Raw genomic sequence first — 16,064 nt, 5'->3', positions numbered from 1 at the left:
TATCCCAATTCATTCAACGAAGTACGGCGCTGAACAAAACAGCAGCGCCAACCAAACCATAAAGCCGCCGACCAGCAAGGCGCCCGCTACGCGACCCGGCTGCCGTTTACGCCGCCAGCACAGCAGCGCGAAGATCGCGCTCACCAGCAGCATCACGCTGTAGTCGCGCGTAAAAGCTTCGGCAGGGAAGGCGCCAGGGGCGATTAACGCCGGTAGCCCGAGCACCAGCACGAGGTTAAGAATATTGGCGCCAATGATATTCCCGATGGCGATATCGTCTTCCCCTTTTCGTGCGCCGGCGATGGCGGTGGCCAGTTCCGGCAGGCTGGTGCCGATAGCAATAACCGTTAAGCCGACCGTCAGTTCACTAATGGCGAAATAGTTCGCCAGCACCGTGGCGTTATCCACCACCATGCGGGTGGCCATCGGCATGACGATCATCGCCACCCCGAGCCACAGCAGGGCGACGGGCAGCGAACCGCCGCGCGGCAGCTCCGCCAGCTGTTCCCGCGTCAGGCTATCGCTGCCCTGACGTTCCGCCAGGCGCGCTATTTTTAGAGTGAATACCAGCCATAGTATGGCCAGCGCCAGTAAAAACAGACCATCCAGACGCGACAGCTGGCCATCGTAGAGCACAAATCCCGCCAGTAAACTAACCAGCAACATTAACGGCAATTCGCGGCGCAGGATATCAGAATGCACGGTAAATGGATGGAGCAGGGCGGCAAGACCGAGAATTAATAGAATATTCGTAATATTGGATCCCAACGCCGTACCGATCGCCAGATCGGTTTGCCCGTGAAGGGAGGCCGCGGTGGAAACGATGATCTCCGGCAGGCTGGTACCGATGCTCACGACAGTCATGCCGATGATGAGCGGCGGGATCCCCATCATGCGACACAGTATTGAAGCGGCGTATACCAGACGATCGGCGCTGTAAACTACCAGCAGTAAACCAATTATTAACAGAGCCGTTGCTAAGAGCATCTAAAGTCCTTTCTTCAGGTATAATCGTCGCCTCGCTGGCCGTCCGTACGCAGCGTAACGAATTCTTAATTTTGACTTTATGTGTGGCAAAAGTAAAACAAATGCCAGCTTTCGCTAACCCGGGCAGGTAAGATTCTGTAAAAATGTTGGGTTTGTGGTGAAAGAAAGCGCCATGCTTAGCCCGAAGGTTTAGTAAGGATGATTTTATGAGCCAAACTCTGGCGAATTTAGTCGAGGTTCGCGGTATTCGTTTCTCTCGGGGCGACCGCGTCATCTTCGATGATATCTCGCTATCGGTGCCTCGCGGCAAGATTACCGCCATTATGGGGCCATCGGGGATCGGCAAGACGACCCTGCTGCGTTTGATAGGCGGCCAGATCCCGCCGGACAGCGGCGAGATCCTGTTTGACGGCGAAAACGTGCCGCAAATGACGCGCTCGCGGCTGTATACCGTGCGTAAACGCATGAGCATGCTGTTTCAGTCCGGCGCGCTATTCACCGATATGAACGTGTTTGATAACGTAGCTTACCCGCTGCGTGAACATACGCAGTTGCCGGATGCGCTGCTGCATACCACCGTCATGATGAAGCTGGAAGCGGTTGGGTTACGCGGCGCGGCGAAACTGATGCCTTCGGAGCTCTCCGGCGGGATGGCGCGGCGCGCGGCGCTGGCGCGGGCGATTGCCCTTGAGCCGGATCTGATCATGTTTGACGAACCCTTCGTCGGACAGGATCCCATCACCATGGGCGTATTGGTTAAACTTATCTCAGAGCTAAATAGTACCCTGGGAGTGACCTGCATTGTGGTATCGCACGACGTGCCGGAAGTGCTGAGCATTGCGGATTACGCCTACATTGTGGCGGATAAGAAAATCGTTGCCCACGGCAGCGCGCAATCGCTGCGTGAAAATAGCGATCCGCGCGTGCGCCAGTTCATTGATGGCATCGCTGACGGCCCGGTGCCGTTCCGCTATCCTGCGGGCGATTACCACCATGATTTATTAGGCAAAGGGAGTTAAACGACTCATGCTATTTAATGCGCTGGCAGCGCTCGGACACCGCGGCATCAAAACCACCGCGACCTTCGGGCGCGCCGGATTAATGCTATTTAATGCCGTGGTGGGCAAGCCGGAATTTCGCAAGCATGCGCCGCTGCTGGTACGCCAGCTGTATAACGTCGGCGTGCTATCGATGCTGATTATTATCGTCTCGGGGCTGTTCATCGGTATGGTACTGGGGCTGCAGGGCTATCTGGTATTAACGACCTATAGCGCAGAGACCAGTCTGGGTATGCTGGTGGCGCTGTCGCTGCTGCGCGAGCTGGGGCCGGTGGTGGCCGCGCTGCTGTTCGCCGGACGAGCCGGTTCGGCGTTAACCGCCGAGATTGGCCTGATGCGGGCGACCGAGCAGCTCTCCAGCATGGAAATGATGGCGGTAGATCCGCTGCGCCGGGTGATTTCGCCGCGCTTCTGGGCCGGAGTCATCTCGCTACCGCTGTTGACGATCATTTTCGTCGCCGTGGGCGTCTGGGGCGGTTCGCTGGTTGGCGTCAGCTGGAAAGGCATCGACGCGGGGTTCTTCTGGACCGCGATGCAAAACGCCGTCGACTGGCGAATGGATCTGGTTAACTGCCTGATTAAAAGTCTGGTTTTTGCCGTTACGGTAACCTGGATTGCGTTATTCAATGGTTATGACGCTATCCCCACTTCCGCTGGGATTAGCCGGGCAACGACGCGCACCGTGGTGCATTCGTCGCTGGCGGTTCTGGGGCTGGATTTTGTGCTGACTGCGCTGATGTTTGGGAATTAAGTTCATGCAAACGAAAAAAAATGAGATCTGGGTAGGTGTGTTCTTACTGGCAGCGCTGCTGGCGGCGCTGTTTGTCTGTCTGAAGGCGGCAAACGTGACCTCGTTACGTACCGAACCGACTTATCGTCTTTATGCGACCTTCGATAACATCGGCGGCCTGAAAGCGCGTTCACCGGTGCGTATTGGCGGCGTGGTGGTTGGTCGCGTCGCGGATATCACCCTCGATCCAAAAACCTATCTGCCGCGCGTTGCCATCGATATCGACGAAAGCTACAACCACATTCCGGATACCAGTTCGCTGGCGATTCGTACTTCTGGTTTGCTCGGGGAGCAGTACCTTGCGCTGAACGTCGGTTTCGAAGACCCGGAGCTGGGCACCGCTATTCTTAAAGACGGCGGTACGATTCAGGACACCAAGTCCGCGATGGTGCTGGAAGATCTGATAGGCCAGTTCCTCTATAACAGCAAGGGCGGCGATAATCAGAATTCTGACAATGATAAGGCGGCGGCTGAGGGTCATACTGACGCTACGCCGCAGGCCGGCATGACGCATTAATTTCAGGAGAGACAAGATATGTTTAAACGCTTACTCATGGTCGCCATGCTGGTGATTGCTCCACTGACCGCCGCGCATGCCGCGGATCAAACTAACCCGTATAAGCTGATGGACGAGGCGGCGCAGAAGACCTTCGATCGTCTGAAGAACGAACAGCCGAAGATCAAAGCGAACCCGAACTATCTGCGTGATATCGTCGATCAGGAACTGCTGCCTTACGTGCAGGTGAAATACGCCGGTGCGCTGGTGCTGGGCCGTTACTACAAAGAGGCGACGCCTGCACAGCGTGAAGCCTACTTCGCCGCCTTCCGCGAGTATCTGAAACAGGCTTACGGTCAGGCGCTGGCGATGTATCACGGCCAGACATACCAAATTGCGCCTGAACAGCCGCTGGGCAGCGCAACCATCGTTCCGATTCGCGTCACTATCCTCGATCCGAACGGCCGTCCTCCGGTACGTCTGGACTTCCAGTGGCGTAAGAATACCCAAACCGGCAACTGGCAGGCTTATGACATGATCGCCGAAGGCGTCAGCATGATCACCACCAAACAAAACGAGTGGAGCGACCTGCTGCGTACGAAAGGCGTTGATGGTCTGACCGCGCAGCTGAAAGCTATTTCAGCCCAGCCGATCACTCTGGATCAGAAAAAATAATGAGTGAACAACTGAGCTGGAACCGCGACGGTGAACGCCTGGCGTTGCGCGGCGAACTGGATCAGGAATTTATACTGCCGCTATGGAATGCACGCGCGCAGGCGACCGACGGCGTATCCACTATCGACCTCAGCGACGTTTCACGGGTCGATAGCGCCGGGGTGGCGTTACTGGTTCATTTTGTCGCGCTGGTACGTCGGCAGGGCAAAACGGCGCAAGTGGTGGGGAAAAGCGAAAACCTGCAAACGCTGGTCAGTCTTTACAACCTTCCGGCGGACATGATCCCGTAATTTTTTCAGTGAGTTAATGCTGAAGCTATTCTGAAAGCCCCATCAATCTGTTCGATGGGGCTTTTTGCTTGTTTAAGACAGCGCCACTTTCCTCTAAGATGTTGGGCTGTTTTCACTCTCAGAAAAATTTGATCCCATGGAAAATCATGAAATTCAGACCGTGCTGATGAACGCACTCTCCCTTCAGGAAGTCCACGTCTCTGGCGATGGCAGCCACTTTCAGGTTATCGCTGTGGGTGAGATGTTCGACGGCATGAGCCGGGTAAAAAAACAGCAGGCTATCTACGCGCCGCTGATGGAATATATTGCCGACAATCGCATTCATGCGCTGTCGATCAAAGCGTTTACCCCGCAAGAATGGGCGCGCGATCGCAAACTTAATGGCTTTTAAGCTGTAGGGATGTTCCCTACAGCATTGATGAATTTTTAACCGAGAACAGAATCAATGGATAAATTCCGTGTTCAGGGGCCGACTCGCCTGCAGGGCGAGGTCACCATTTCCGGCGCTAAAAACGCTGCCCTGCCAATCCTCTTTGCCGCGCTGTTAGCCGAAGAGCCGATTGAAATCCAGAACGTACCGAAGCTGAAAGATATCGATACCACCATGAAGCTGCTGAGTCAGTTGGGCGCGAAGGTTGAGCGCAATGGTTCCGTATGGATCGATGCTGGCCCGGTAAATGTTTTCTGTGCTCCGTACGATTTAGTGAAAACCATGCGTGCTTCCATCTGGGCGCTGGGGCCGCTGGTGGCGCGTTTCGGCCAGGGCCAGGTTTCTCTGCCGGGCGGCTGCGCTATCGGCGCGCGTCCGGTCGACCTGCACATTACCGGCCTGGAACAGCTGGGCGCGGAAATCAAACTGGAAGAAGGTTATGTGAAGGCGTCAGTCAACGGGCGTCTGAAAGGCGCGCACATCGTGATGGATAAGGTGAGCGTAGGCGCGACCGTGACTATCATGAGCGCGGCGACGCTGGCTGAAGGCACCACCGTTATCGAAAACGCCGCGCGCGAGCCGGAAATCGTCGATACCGCCAACTTCCTTAACGCGCTGGGTGCGAAAATCAAAGGCCAGGGCAGCGACCGTATCACCATCGAAGGCGTCGCGCGTCTGGGTGGCGGCGTTTATCGCGTACTGCCGGACCGTATCGAAACCGGTACCTTCCTGGTTGCCGCGGCGATCTCCGGCGGTAAAATTATGTGCCGCCATGCGCAGCCGGATACCCTGGATGCGGTACTGGCGAAGCTGCGTGAAGCTGGCGCGGATATTGAAGTCGGTGAAGACTGGATTAGCCTCGATATGCACGGTAACCGTCCGAAAGCGGTCAACGTGCGTACCGCGCCGCACCCGGGTTTCCCAACCGACATGCAGGCTCAGTTCACTTTGTTGAACCTGGTGGCTGAAGGGACTGGCGTTATCACCGAAACCATCTTCGAAAACCGCTTCATGCACATTCCGGAACTGATCCGTATGGGCGCGCACGCGGAAATTGAAAGCAATACCGCGATTTGCCATGGTGTCGCGAAGCTGTCTGGCGCACAGGTCATGGCGACCGACCTGCGTGCATCTGCAAGCCTGGTGCTGGCGGGTTGTATTGCGGAAGGGACGACCATCGTCGACCGTATCTATCACATCGATCGCGGCTATGAGCGCATCGAAGATAAACTGCAGGCTCTGGGCGCGAATATCGAACGCGTCAAAGGCGAGTAATCCCGCTTCGGTAGCAGCCCTCTGACGTCCGTCCGGGGGCTGTTATCGAGCTCTCCCTCACATTAGGTCTTATTTCTCTTCTGACGCATCATCTGCGTTCTGTCGATGAACTGATGGGTAATGGGATCGTGATAACGCGATGGCCAGATAACCCACGGCTCGGTTCCCAGCGCGTTAGCAATAATCAATTCGCCCTTTGGCCACGGACGGGTTAGCGCGTTGGCAAGCGTAGAAGAGCTTAAACCGTGACGTCGCGACTCAGCTGCGAGCGACGTCCCCTTTTTGCGAAGGCCGGCAATAATATCCGCTGAATGCCAGTCGATGAACTTATCCATAAATTCTCCCGGTGATAACTGTCTGCGCGTCAATACGGACGGCTGGAATACTATACCCTGGTTCTTATATGGTTTTAACAAGTTCCCTTATTGTTCCTGTATATTCAGAATATATTAAGGTTTCTGGCGTCATTTGAAGGATATTGGATTTTATTGGAACTCTCCCGCGCAATGCGCGCGGGAGAAAGGGGGGATTAGTGGTCGCGCTGAACGGCGATATGGGCAAGGCCGATGAGCGCCTCGCGCCACGGCGTATCCGGCAGAACCTGCAGCGCGGCGATAGCTTTATCGGCTTCTTCTTCCGCACGTTTCTGCGTCCACTCCAGCGAACCGCAGGCCGCCATGGTTTCAAGTACCGCGTCAAGCAAATGGCGCCCGTTCCCCTGCTCGATAGCGCCGCGAATCATCGCCGCCTGATCCGGGGTACCGTGATGCATCGCGTGCAGCAGAGGCAGCGTTGGTTTGCCTTCGTTCAGGTCATCACCGACGTTTTTGCCAAGGCGTTCGCCATCGGAACTGTAATCCAGCAGATCGTCAATCAGCTGGAACGCGGTGCCGAGGTAACGGCCATAATCCTGCAGCGCCTGCTCTTCTTCCGCGCTGCAACCAGCCAGGATGCCGGAACACTGCGAAGCGGCTTCGAACAGACGGGCGGTCTTACTGTAGATGACCCGCATATAGTTCTCTTCCGTGATATCCGGGTCGTTGACGTTCATCAACTGCAGGACTTCGCCTTCGGCGATGACGTTTACGGCTTCCGACATCACTTCCAGCACCTTCAGCGAACCGAGACGGGTCATCATCTGGAAGGCGCGGGTGTAGATAAAGTCGCCCACCAGTACGCTGGCGGCATTGCCGAATGCGGCATTGGCCGTCGCCTTGCCGCGGCGCATATCGGACTCGTCGACGACGTCGTCATGCAGTAGGGTCGCGGTATGAATAAATTCGATCAGTGCGGCAATGTTGACGTGCGCATTCCCCTGATAGCCGACCGCGCGAGCTGCAAGCACGGCGATCATCGGACGAATACGTTTACCGCCTCCGCTGACGATGTAGTAGCCTAACTGATTGATAAGCTGAACATCTGAGTTGAGCTGCTCAAGGATTGCCGCATTGACACCCGCCATATCCTGCGCGGTTAACTCATTGATTTTTTCTAAATTCATCGCAAAAGCCGGGCCAAATGTCCTGTTACCGCGAATCCAGGTGGGATCACAGAAGGATTAAGATAGAATTAAAAGAAGATATGATTGTACTGAAAAATCAGCGCAGATAAACGTTAGCGTGAAAGTTGTGTTTTTTTTCTGCGTTGATCGATGATCGCTCTTGTCAAAGGGTCGCGTTTTGCGTAATATTCGCGCCCTATTGTGAATATTTATAGCGCACTCTGAATCACACGAAGAGGTGCGCGGAAGCGGAGTTTTATATGTACGCGGTTTTCCAAAGTGGTGGTAAACAACACCGAGTAAGCGAAGGTCAGACCGTTCGCCTGGAAAAGCTGGACATCGCAACTGGCGAAGCTGTTGAATTCGCTGAAGTTCTGATGATCGCAAACGGTGAAGAAATCAAGATCGGCGTTCCTTTCGTTGAGGGCGGCGTGATCAAAGCTGAAGTTGTTGCTCACGGTCGTGGCGAGAAAGTTAAAATCGTTAAGTTTCGTCGTCGTAAACACTATCGTAAGCAAGCAGGCCACCGTCAGTGGTTCACTGATGTGAAAATCACTGGCATCAGCGCCTAAGACTTGAGGGAGTAGATTTAAATGGCACATAAAAAGGCTGGCGGCTCGACTCGTAACGGTCGCGATTCAGAAGCTAAACGTCTGGGCGTAAAACGTTTCGGCGGTGAAGCAGTTCTGGCAGGTAGCATCATCGTTCGTCAACGTGGTACTAAATTCCACGCTGGCACCAACGTTGGTTGCGGCCGTGACCACACTCTGTTCGCTTTGACTGACGGTAAAGTCAAGTTCGAAGTTAAAGGCCCGAAAAACCGTAAATTCATCAGCATCGTTGCTGAATAAGTTTTTCGCGTCCTGGTGACGGATGAAAGCCCCGCAACACGTTGCGGGGCTTTTTACATTAGAATCCCGGAAAAAATTTCTGCAGGGAAAACGGGCATCATGAAGCAGCAGGCCGGCATTGGCATTCTTTTGGCGCTAACCACCGCGATGTGTTGGGGAGCACTGCCAATTGCAATGAAGCAGGTTCTCGAAGTGATGGAGCCGCCAACGGTGGTCTTTTATCGCTTTTTGATGGCCAGTATTGGTCTTGGCGCGATCCTCGCCATCAAAGGCAAGCTGCCGCCGCTGCGAATTTTTCGCAAGCCGCGCTGGTTGGTTTTATTAGCGATTGCTACCGGCGGTTTGTTCGGTAACTTCATTCTGTTCAGCTCTTCCCTGCAATATCTCAGTCCAACGGCCTCCCAGGTCATCGGCCAGCTATCGCCGGTCGGTATGATGGTGGCAAGCGTTGTGATTCTGAAAGAGCGCATGCGTGGTACCCAGGTTGTGGGGGCGCTGATGTTGCTCAGCGGGCTGGTGATGTTCTTCAACACCAGCCTGATTGAAATCTTTACCCGTCTCACGGACTACACGTGGGGGGTAATTTTTGGTGTCGCAGCGGCAACGGTGTGGGTAAGCTACGGAGTCGCGCAAAAGGTGTTATTGCGGCGCCTGGCATCACAGCAGATACTATTTTTGCTGTACACTTTATGTACGATTGCTTTACTGCCGCTCGCTAAACCGGGGGTTATCTCCCAACTGAGCGACTGGCAACTGGCTTGCCTGATTTTTTGCGGGCTGAATACCCTGGTCGGCTACGGGGCGCTGGCGGAAGCCATGGCGCGCTGGCAGGCGGCGCAGGTCAGCGCGTTAATTACCTTAACGCCACTGTTTACGCTACTGTTTTCTGATTTATTATCAATGGCCTGGCCCGATGTTTTCGCCAGACCGATGTTAAACCTGATTGGTTATCTCGGTGCGTTTGTCGTGGTTGCGGGCGCGATGTATTCCGCCATTGGCCATCGTCTTTGGGGACGTTGGCGCAAGCGAGAGGCGGTTGTACCGCTGCCCCGCTCAGGCGAATGATTTACGGAGAGTAAAATGAAGTTTGTAGATGAAGCAACGATCCTGGTCGTAGCAGGTGACGGCGGCAATGGTTGCGTTAGCTTCCGCCGCGAAAAATATATTCCGCGAGGCGGCCCTGACGGCGGTGATGGCGGTGACGGCGGCGACGTTTGGCTGGAAGCGGACGAGAACCTCAACACCCTGATCGACTATCGATTCGAAAAATCTTTCCGCGCAGAACGCGGACAGAACGGTCAGAGCCGCGACTGCACCGGTAAACGCGGTAAAGATGTTACGGTGAAAGTGCCTGTAGGGACCCGCGTCATCGACCAGGGGACCGGCGAGACCATGGGCGATATGACCAAGCACGGTCAGCGTTTAATGGTCGCAAAAGGCGGCTGGCACGGTCTGGGCAACACGCGCTTCAAATCATCCGTTAACCGTACCCCGCGTCAGAAAACCATGGGTACGCCGGGCGATAAGCGCGATCTGCAGCTCGAACTGATGCTGCTGGCCGACGTGGGGATGCTGGGGATGCCGAATGCCGGTAAATCCACCTTCATTCGCGCGGTCTCCGCGGCGAAGCCGAAAGTAGCCGATTATCCATTTACCACCCTGGTGCCGAGCCTGGGCGTGGTGCGTATGGACAACGAGAAGAGCTTTGTGGTCGCCGATATTCCGGGGCTGATTGAGGGCGCGGCGGAAGGCGCTGGCCTTGGTATTCGCTTCCTTAAGCACCTCGAGCGCTGCCGCGTGCTGCTGCATCTTATCGACATCGAGCCTATCGACGGTTCCGATCCGGTTGAGAATGCGCGCATTATCATCGGCGAACTGGAGAAATACAGCGAGAAGCTGGCCTCTAAACCGCGCTGGTTGGTCTTCAACAAGATTGACCTGATGGACAAAGCGGAGGCTGAAGCCAAAGCGAAGGCCATCGCCGAAGCGCTGGGTTGGGAAGATAAATTCTATCTGATCTCCGCGGCCAGCCAGCAGGGCGTTAAAGACCTGTGCTGGGACGTGATGACCTTTATCATCGAAAACCCAATCGTGCAGGCGGAAGAAGAGCAGAAGCCGGAGAAAGTCGAGTTCATGTGGGACGACTATCACCGTCAGCAGCTTGAAGAAGCCGAACTGGAAGAAGATGACGAAGACTGGGATGACGACTGGGACGAAGACGACGAAGAAGGCGTCGAATTCATCTACAAACGTTAATCCTGAGTAAAAAGGGCCGCATCATCCAATGCGGCCCTTTTGTTTTTAGTTGTTCTGGTACAAATCTTTATACAGTCGACTTTCGAAGCGCACCAATGGTATGCGGCGGTTGCGCTGGTCACCCGGCGGCACCGCGTAGCCGGAGAGGTACTGCACGAAAGCCATCTTTTGCCCGCTGGCGGTGGTGATGAAACCTGCCAGGTTATATACCCCCTGCAGAGAACCGGTCTTCGCCGAAACCTTACCGTCTACGCCCGCCTGATGAAGACCGGCGCGATACTGCAGTGAACCATCGTGTCCGGCAAGCGGCAACATCGAGATAAAGTTGAGCTCGTTATCGTGCTGAGCGATGTACTGCAATACCTGCATCATCGTCGCCGGCGCGATAAGGTTGTGTCGGGACAGGCCTGAGCCATCGGCGATAATCGTGTTACCGAGGTCAATACCCGCCTGCTGGCGCAGGATTTGCCGCACCGCGTCGGAACCTGCGCGCCAGGTTCCCGGCACGCCCATCCGCGCGTGGCCGATAGTACGAAACACCGTATCAGCAATCATGTTATCGGATTTCTTCAGCATGATGCGCAGAAGATCGTGCAACGGCGCTGATTGGGTCGTCGCCAGCACGGTGCCCGGATCGTTGGCCAGGGTCTGGCGCAAGAGAGTGCCGCTGTAGGTAATACCCGCATCGGTGAGCTCAGCTTTCAGGATCGCACCTGCATAGCCTGCGCCGTCCTGAATGGCGAACGCCAGCGGTAGCGGTTCGCTGCGCTGCGGCAGGCAGCCAGTGAGGGTGTAGCGGTTGAGATCGCCTGGTACGACGTCCAGCTCGCAGTACTGCGCTTCTGCGGAGCCGCGCGCCAGCGTCCGCACCTGGCTGAACATGGTGACCGGATAGTAAGAGGCCACGCGGATAAAGGCCAAATCTCCGGGTTTCTGTGCGCTATAGAGCGAGACGGAGAAACAGTTACGATCAACGATCGCTGCCGCTGGCGGGGCGCTGAAGCACTGCGTCATGTCATTCCATGGCCAGCCGGGGGCTTTATCGTGGCTGGCGAAAACCGAGGTATCGATAAGCACATTACCTTCAATGCGCTGCACGCCGGCTTTTTTCAGCGACGCCACCATGTTGCGGATATCCTGACGCTTTAGCGTCGGATCGCCGCCGAAGCGGGCAATCAGGTCGCCTTTCAGCACGCCGCCGTCAAGGGAACCTTTGGTTTCCAGCGTCGTAGTGAAGCGGAAGTCCGGCCCCAGCTGCAACAACGCGGCCAGCGCGGTGATCACCTTCTGGGTACTGGCAGGCAGCGCCATCTGCTGGCTGTGAAAGTCTATCTCCGGCGTCGGGGAGCCAACCTTTTGCGCCATGAAGGCAAGGTTCGCGCCGGCAGGAAGCTGGCTGATGTACTCGTCAATATTCGCGGCCTGAGCGCTAAGCGCTATACCGGCAGTCAATCCGATGATAAATCTGGGAAATCGCATAATCTCGCGCTAACAACCTGAAACCAAGCCGTCATACTACGGTGCATCGCCCTGTAAAGTAAACGATGACCCATAGTGAACTTCAGGGTAAAATGCGTATCAAATTGAAAATTGCTGCTGACCTGGGGAGTGTTTCCCGGGTCGGTTTTCTTTTTGCTTCGGCCATGGCTAAGACGTGACCGATGGCGGAACGACTCCGTCCGTTCCATGAAGGAATGATAAAGAGGTATAACAAATGCAAGCTATTCCGATGACCTTACGTGGCGCAGAAAAACTGCGCGAAGAACTGGATTTCCTGAAGTCCGTACGTCGTCCAGAGATTATTGCTGCTATCGCTGAGGCGCGTGAGCACGGCGATCTGAAAGAGAATGCGGAATACCACGCCGCCCGCGAACAGCAGGGCTTCTGCGAAGGTCGTATCAAGGATATCGAAGCAAAACTGTCGAATGCGCAGGTTATCGATATCACTAAGATGCCGAATAATGGCCGCGTGATTTTCGGCTCTACGGTCAGCGTGCTGAACCTGGATAACGACGAAGAGCAGACTTACCGCATCGTGGGCGATGACGAAGCGGATTTTAAACAGAATCTGATCTCTGTGAATTCACCGATCGCCCGCGGCCTGATCGGCAAAGAGCAGGATGACGTCGTCACTATCCGTACCCCGGGTGGTGAAGTGGAATACGAAATTACCAAGGTTGAATACCTGTAAGGCGTATTTCCCGCTACGATGTTTATAGATTGTAAAGAAAGGAAAAAGGCCGCATAGCGGCCTTTTATCAACGTCAGGAGCATGGCATTTTGCTCGCCTGGCCACAGAAATCCCTCGTTTTACACAATGTTGTGTCGGGATTCAGGATATTCTTAGCGTGGCAGCGAGATTTTACGCTCTGGCGTTGGGCGGTACAGAACCAGCGTTTTACCGATGACCTGTACGTTACAGGCGCCGGTTTCACGCACGATGGCTTCCACGATCAAGGCTTTAGTTTCGCGATCTTCTGAGGCGATCTTCACCTTGATGAGCTCATGGTGCCCTAACGCTTGTTCGATCTCGGCCAGTACCCCTTCGGTCAAACCATTATTGCCAAGCATAACTACCGGCTTGAGCGGATGTGCCAGACCTTTCAGGTGCTGTTTTTGTTTAGTACTCAGATTCATCGTATTTTTTTGCTTACGTTGGGATTGAAAACGGGTCATTCTACCGCCATCTCCCATATATCGCCAAACTACCGCGTCGATTTTTACGCAGTAAAGTACGATGAACCCGAATGGGAATGTTAAATGACAGGTAAAAAGCGTTCTGCCAGCTCAAGCCGCTGGCTTCAGGAACACTTTAGCGATAAATATGTTCAACAGGCACAGAAAAAGGGGTTACGTTCCCGTGCCTGGTTTAAACTTGATGAAATACAGCAAAGTGACAAGATTTTTAAGCCGGGGATGACGATAGTCGATCTCGGCGCTGCTCCCGGTGGCTGGTCGCAATACGCGGTTACGCAGATCGGAAACAGCGGCCGCATCATCGCTTGCGATCTTTTACCAATGGATCCAATCGTCGGTGTGGACTTCCTTCAGGGCGATTTTCGTGATGAATTAGTCCTGAAAGCGTTACTTGAGCGAGTAGGCGACAGTAAAGTACAAGTTGTCATGTCCGATATGGCGCCGAATATGTGCGGAACACCGGCGGTGGATATTCCCCGGGCTATGTATCTGGTAGAACTGGCGCTTGAAATGTCTCGTGATGTATTAGCGCCAGGTGGTAGTTTTGTTGTGAAGGTGTTCCAGGGCGAAGGCTTCGATGAGTATCTTAGAGAAATTCGCTCCCTGTTTACGAAGGTCAAAGTTCGTAAGCCGGACTCTTCCCGCGCTCGTTCGCGTGAAGTGTATATTGTAGCGACCGGGCGTAAACCATAACCGGTAGATTTCAAACGAAAGTTTGAAAGACGCTGGATATAGAGTATCCTGACGCTGTTTTTAACACAGTTGTAATAAGAGGTTAATCCCTTGAGTGACATGGCGAAAAACCTAATACTCTGGCTGGTCATTGCCGTTGTGCTGATGTCAGTATTCCAGAGCTTTGGGCCCAGCGAGTCGAATGGCCGCAAGGTGGATTATTCTACCTTCCTGCAAGAGGTCAATCAGGACCAGGTTCGCGAAGCGCGTATCAACGGACGTGAGATCAACGTTACCAAGAAAGATAGTAACCGTTACACGACTTACATTCCGGTTAACGATCCGAAGCTGCTCGACAACCTGTTGACTAAAAACGTCAAAGTGGTTGGCGAACCGCCGGAAGAACCGAGCCTGCTGGCTTCCATCTTCATTTCCTGGTTCCCGATGCTGCTACTGATCGGCGTCTGGATATTCTTTATGCGTCAGATGCAGGGCGGCGGCGGAAAGGGCGCGATGTCCTTCGGCAAGAGCAAGGCCCGAATGCTGACCGAAGACCAGATCAAAACCACCTTTGCTGACGTTGCCGGTTGCGACGAAGCGAAAGAGGAAGTGGGCGAGCTGGTTGAATATCTGCGCGAACCGAGCCGTTTCCAGAAGCTGGGCGGTAAAATCCCGAAAGGCGTCCTGATGGTCGGCCCTCCGGGTACCGGTAAAACGCTGCTGGCGAAAGCTATCGCCGGCGAAGCCAAAGTGCCGTTCTTTACTATTTCCGGTTCTGACTTCGTAGAAATGTTTGTGGGTGTCGGCGCGTCTCGCGTACGCGACATGTTCGAACAAGCTAAGAAAGCAGCGCCTTGCATCATCTTCATCGATGAAATCGACGCCGTCGGTCGCCAGCGTGGCGCCGGTCTTGGCGGTGGTCACGATGAGCGTGAACAGACCCTTAACCAGATGCTGGTTGAGATGGACGGCTTCGAAGGTAACGAAGGTATCATCGTTATCGCCGCGACTAACCGTCCGGACGTTCTGGACCCGGCACTGCTGCGTCCTGGCCGTTTCGACCGTCAGGTTGTCGTTGGTCTGCCGGATGTTCGTGGTCGTGAGCAGATCCTTAAAGTTCACATGCGTCGCGTACCGCTGGCGCCGGATATCGACGCGGCAATTATTGCCCGTGGTACTCCTGGTTTCTCCGGTGCTGACCTCGCGAACCTGGTGAACGAAGCAGCCCTGTTTGCTGCCCGTGGCAACAAACGCGTCGTCTCGATGGTTGAGTTCGAAAAAGCGAAAGACAAAATCATGATGGGTGCGGAACGTCGCTCCATGGTGATGACGGAAGCGCAGAAAGAATCGACCGCATACCACGAAGCGGGCCACGCGATTATCGGCCGTCTGGTACCAGAGCACGATCCGGTACACAAAGTGACGATTATCCCGCGCGGCCGTGCGCTGGGTGTGACCTTCTTCCTGCCGGAAGGCGATGCTATCAGCGCCAGCCGTCAGAAACTGGAAAGTCAGATCTCCACTCTGTACGGCGGGCGTCTGGCTGAAGAGATTATCTACGGTGCGGAACATGTTTCTACCGGCGCGTCCAACGATATTAAAGTTGCGACTAACCTGGCGCGTAACATGGTCACCCAGTGGGGCTTCTCTGACAAACTCGGCCCGCTGCTGTATGCCGAAGAAGAGGGCGAAGTGTTCCTCGGCCGTAGCGTCGCGAAAGCGAAGCATATGTCTGATGAAACCGCGCGCATCATCGACCAGGAAGTGAAATCGCTGATTGAGCGTAACTACGGTCGTGCTCGCCAGCTGCTGAACGACAACATGGATATTCTGCACGCGATGAAAGATGCGCTCATGAAATATGAGACCATCGATGCGCCGCAGATTGACGACCTGATGGCTCGTCGCGATGTTCGTCCGCCGGCGGGTTGGGAAGAACCTGGTTCTTCTAACAACTCTGGCAACAATGGCACCCCGACGGCGCCGCGTCCGGTTGATGAGCCGCGTACGCCGAACCCGGGCAATACCATGTCGGAACAGCTGGGCGACAAATAAGTCTCCACGCTTTGCTAAAGCGCTCTGACTA

At 54.9% G+C, this 16,064-nt stretch carries 19 protein-coding genes; 14 read left to right on the top strand and 5 right to left on the bottom strand.

The genetic code is table 11. The features are described 5' to 3' along the window. Positions 1 to 9: 9 nt before the first annotated feature. Complete coding sequence (locus tag PGR79_RS07970) at positions 10 to 987, bottom strand: calcium/sodium antiporter (RefSeq protein ID WP_113373138.1); 978 nt, start codon at positions 985 to 987, stop codon at positions 10 to 12. A gap of 206 nt (positions 988 to 1,193) precedes the next feature. Here PGR79_RS07970 and mlaF point away from each other — a divergent pair, with 206 nt between their 5' ends. The 7 genes from mlaF (at position 1,194) to murA (ending at position 6,001) form a co-directional block, all read left to right on the top strand. Further along, positions 1,194 to 2,006, top strand: a complete 813-nt coding sequence (gene mlaF, locus PGR79_RS07965; RefSeq protein ID WP_015369499.1) for a phospholipid ABC transporter ATP-binding protein MlaF — start codon at positions 1,194 to 1,196, stop codon at positions 2,004 to 2,006. 7 nt (positions 2,007 to 2,013) lie between these two features. Next, the gene (gene mlaE / locus PGR79_RS07960) at positions 2,014 to 2,796 is read left to right on the top strand and encodes a lipid asymmetry maintenance ABC transporter permease subunit MlaE (protein ID WP_015369500.1); all 783 of its coding nucleotides are present in this window, start codon (positions 2,014 to 2,016) and stop codon (positions 2,794 to 2,796) included. 4 nt (positions 2,797 to 2,800) lie between these two features. Further along, complete coding sequence (gene mlaD / locus PGR79_RS07955; RefSeq protein ID WP_045378020.1) at positions 2,801 to 3,352, top strand: outer membrane lipid asymmetry maintenance protein MlaD; 552 nt, start codon at positions 2,801 to 2,803, stop codon at positions 3,350 to 3,352. 18 nt (positions 3,353 to 3,370) lie between these two features. After that, entirely contained in the window at positions 3,371 to 4,006 is a 636-nt protein-coding gene (mlaC, locus tag PGR79_RS07950; RefSeq protein WP_015369502.1) for a phospholipid-binding protein MlaC, read from the top strand. Then, positions 4,006 to 4,296 (top strand): lipid asymmetry maintenance protein MlaB, encoded by a 291-nt coding sequence (mlaB, locus tag PGR79_RS07945; RefSeq protein WP_015369503.1) that lies wholly within the window; start codon positions 4,006 to 4,008, stop codon positions 4,294 to 4,296. The genes mlaC and mlaB overlap by 1 nt, the downstream gene beginning before the upstream one ends. Before the next feature lie 136 nt (positions 4,297 to 4,432). Further along, positions 4,433 to 4,687 carry a BolA family iron metabolism protein IbaG gene (ibaG, locus tag PGR79_RS07940; protein WP_015369504.1) on the top strand — a complete coding sequence of 85 codons (255 nt, stop codon included), beginning with the start codon at positions 4,433 to 4,435 and terminating at the stop codon, positions 4,685 to 4,687. 54 nt (positions 4,688 to 4,741) lie between these two features. After that, positions 4,742 to 6,001, top strand: a complete 1,260-nt coding sequence (gene murA, locus PGR79_RS07935) for a UDP-N-acetylglucosamine 1-carboxyvinyltransferase (protein WP_045394960.1) — start codon at positions 4,742 to 4,744, stop codon at positions 5,999 to 6,001. 62 nt (positions 6,002 to 6,063) lie between these two features. Here the strand turns inward: murA and sfsB are convergent, their stop codons facing one another. Both sfsB and ispB read right to left on the bottom strand, forming a co-directional pair. Continuing rightward, positions 6,064 to 6,336 (bottom strand): DNA-binding transcriptional regulator SfsB, encoded by a 273-nt coding sequence (gene sfsB, locus PGR79_RS07930; protein ID WP_087859930.1) that lies wholly within the window; start codon positions 6,334 to 6,336, stop codon positions 6,064 to 6,066. 194 nt (positions 6,337 to 6,530) lie between these two features. Then, positions 6,531 to 7,502 (bottom strand): octaprenyl diphosphate synthase, encoded by a 972-nt coding sequence (gene ispB, locus PGR79_RS07925; protein ID WP_045394958.1) that lies wholly within the window; start codon positions 7,500 to 7,502, stop codon positions 6,531 to 6,533. A 260-nt stretch (positions 7,503 to 7,762) separates the two neighbouring features. Between ispB and rplU the strand changes: the two genes are divergently transcribed. From rplU to cgtA, 4 genes are all read left to right on the top strand, one after another. After that, positions 7,763 to 8,074 (top strand): 50S ribosomal protein L21, encoded by a 312-nt coding sequence (gene rplU / locus PGR79_RS07920; protein WP_015703604.1) that lies wholly within the window; start codon positions 7,763 to 7,765, stop codon positions 8,072 to 8,074. A 21-nt stretch (positions 8,075 to 8,095) separates the two neighbouring features. After that, the gene (gene rpmA, locus PGR79_RS07915) at positions 8,096 to 8,353 is read left to right on the top strand and encodes a 50S ribosomal protein L27 (RefSeq protein WP_002434222.1); all 258 of its coding nucleotides are present in this window, start codon (positions 8,096 to 8,098) and stop codon (positions 8,351 to 8,353) included. A 99-nt stretch (positions 8,354 to 8,452) separates the two neighbouring features. Next, entirely contained in the window at positions 8,453 to 9,418 is a 966-nt protein-coding gene (locus tag PGR79_RS07910) for a DMT family transporter (RefSeq protein WP_015369509.1), read from the top strand. 15 nt (positions 9,419 to 9,433) lie between these two features. Next, positions 9,434 to 10,609: an Obg family GTPase CgtA gene (gene cgtA, locus PGR79_RS07905; RefSeq protein ID WP_045377966.1), complete on the top strand. Its 1,176-nt coding sequence runs from the start codon at positions 9,434 to 9,436 to the stop codon at positions 10,607 to 10,609. 45 nt (positions 10,610 to 10,654) lie between these two features. Here the strand turns inward: cgtA and dacB are convergent, their stop codons facing one another. After that, positions 10,655 to 12,088 carry a serine-type D-Ala-D-Ala carboxypeptidase gene (gene dacB, locus PGR79_RS07900; RefSeq protein ID WP_047044712.1) on the bottom strand — a complete coding sequence of 478 codons (1,434 nt, stop codon included), beginning with the start codon at positions 12,086 to 12,088 and terminating at the stop codon, positions 10,655 to 10,657. 235 nt (positions 12,089 to 12,323) lie between these two features. Between dacB and greA the strand changes: the two genes are divergently transcribed. Then, positions 12,324 to 12,800, top strand: coding sequence for a transcription elongation factor GreA (gene greA, locus PGR79_RS07895; RefSeq protein ID WP_045394952.1), 477 nt, complete (start codon positions 12,324 to 12,326; stop codon positions 12,798 to 12,800). Positions 12,801 to 12,952: 152 nt separating this feature from the next. Here greA and yhbY read toward each other — a convergent pair whose 3' ends face one another. Next, a complete protein-coding gene (gene yhbY, locus PGR79_RS07890) occupies positions 12,953 to 13,246 on the bottom strand; it encodes a ribosome assembly RNA-binding protein YhbY (protein ID WP_002918374.1) in 294 nt (97 codons plus the stop codon). Positions 13,247 to 13,369: 123 nt separating this feature from the next. Here yhbY and rlmE point away from each other — a divergent pair, with 123 nt between their 5' ends. After that, positions 13,370 to 13,999, top strand: a complete 630-nt coding sequence (rlmE, locus tag PGR79_RS07885; protein WP_008806638.1) for a 23S rRNA (uridine(2552)-2'-O)-methyltransferase RlmE — start codon at positions 13,370 to 13,372, stop codon at positions 13,997 to 13,999. Between the two features lie 99 nt (positions 14,000 to 14,098). Then, positions 14,099 to 16,033, top strand: coding sequence for an ATP-dependent zinc metalloprotease FtsH (gene ftsH, locus PGR79_RS07880; RefSeq protein ID WP_015369514.1), 1,935 nt, complete (start codon positions 14,099 to 14,101; stop codon positions 16,031 to 16,033). The last annotated feature ends 31 nt before the right edge of the window (positions 16,034 to 16,064 follow it).

It is taken from the genome of Klebsiella sp. 141161 (assembly GCF_050600815.1).
GTDB classification, from domain to species: Bacteria; Pseudomonadota; Gammaproteobacteria; order Enterobacterales; family Enterobacteriaceae; genus Klebsiella; species Klebsiella aerogenes.
This window is presented reverse-complemented; position numbering and strand designations above follow the sequence as displayed.

Coding starts and splice junctions, on each gene's coding strand:
- PGR79_RS07970 (WP_113373138.1), bottom strand. CDS start 987: ATGCTCTTAGCAACGGCTCTGTTAATAATTGGTTTACTGCTGGTAGTT.
- mlaF (WP_015369499.1), top strand. CDS start 1,194: ATGAGCCAAACTCTGGCGAATTTAGTCGAGGTTCGCGGTATTCGTTTC.
- mlaE (WP_015369500.1), top strand. CDS start 2,014: ATGCTATTTAATGCGCTGGCAGCGCTCGGACACCGCGGCATCAAAACC.
- mlaD (WP_045378020.1), top strand. CDS start 2,801: ATGCAAACGAAAAAAAATGAGATCTGGGTAGGTGTGTTCTTACTGGCA.
- mlaC (WP_015369502.1), top strand. CDS start 3,371: ATGTTTAAACGCTTACTCATGGTCGCCATGCTGGTGATTGCTCCACTG.
- mlaB (WP_015369503.1), top strand. CDS start 4,006: ATGAGTGAACAACTGAGCTGGAACCGCGACGGTGAACGCCTGGCGTTG.
- ibaG (WP_015369504.1), top strand. CDS start 4,433: ATGGAAAATCATGAAATTCAGACCGTGCTGATGAACGCACTCTCCCTT.
- murA (WP_045394960.1), top strand. CDS start 4,742: ATGGATAAATTCCGTGTTCAGGGGCCGACTCGCCTGCAGGGCGAGGTC.
- sfsB (WP_087859930.1), bottom strand. CDS start 6,336: ATGGATAAGTTCATCGACTGGCATTCAGCGGATATTATTGCCGGCCTT.
- ispB (WP_045394958.1), bottom strand. CDS start 7,502: ATGAATTTAGAAAAAATCAATGAGTTAACCGCGCAGGATATGGCGGGT.
- rplU (WP_015703604.1), top strand. CDS start 7,763: ATGTACGCGGTTTTCCAAAGTGGTGGTAAACAACACCGAGTAAGCGAA.
- rpmA (WP_002434222.1), top strand. CDS start 8,096: ATGGCACATAAAAAGGCTGGCGGCTCGACTCGTAACGGTCGCGATTCA.
- PGR79_RS07910 (WP_015369509.1), top strand. CDS start 8,453: ATGAAGCAGCAGGCCGGCATTGGCATTCTTTTGGCGCTAACCACCGCG.
- cgtA (WP_045377966.1), top strand. CDS start 9,434: ATGAAGTTTGTAGATGAAGCAACGATCCTGGTCGTAGCAGGTGACGGC.
- dacB (WP_047044712.1), bottom strand. CDS start 12,088: ATGCGATTTCCCAGATTTATCATCGGATTGACTGCCGGTATAGCGCTT.
- greA (WP_045394952.1), top strand. CDS start 12,324: ATGCAAGCTATTCCGATGACCTTACGTGGCGCAGAAAAACTGCGCGAA.
- yhbY (WP_002918374.1), bottom strand. CDS start 13,246: ATGAATCTGAGTACTAAACAAAAACAGCACCTGAAAGGTCTGGCACAT.
- rlmE (WP_008806638.1), top strand. CDS start 13,370: ATGACAGGTAAAAAGCGTTCTGCCAGCTCAAGCCGCTGGCTTCAGGAA.
- ftsH (WP_015369514.1), top strand. CDS start 14,099: ATGGCGAAAAACCTAATACTCTGGCTGGTCATTGCCGTTGTGCTGATG.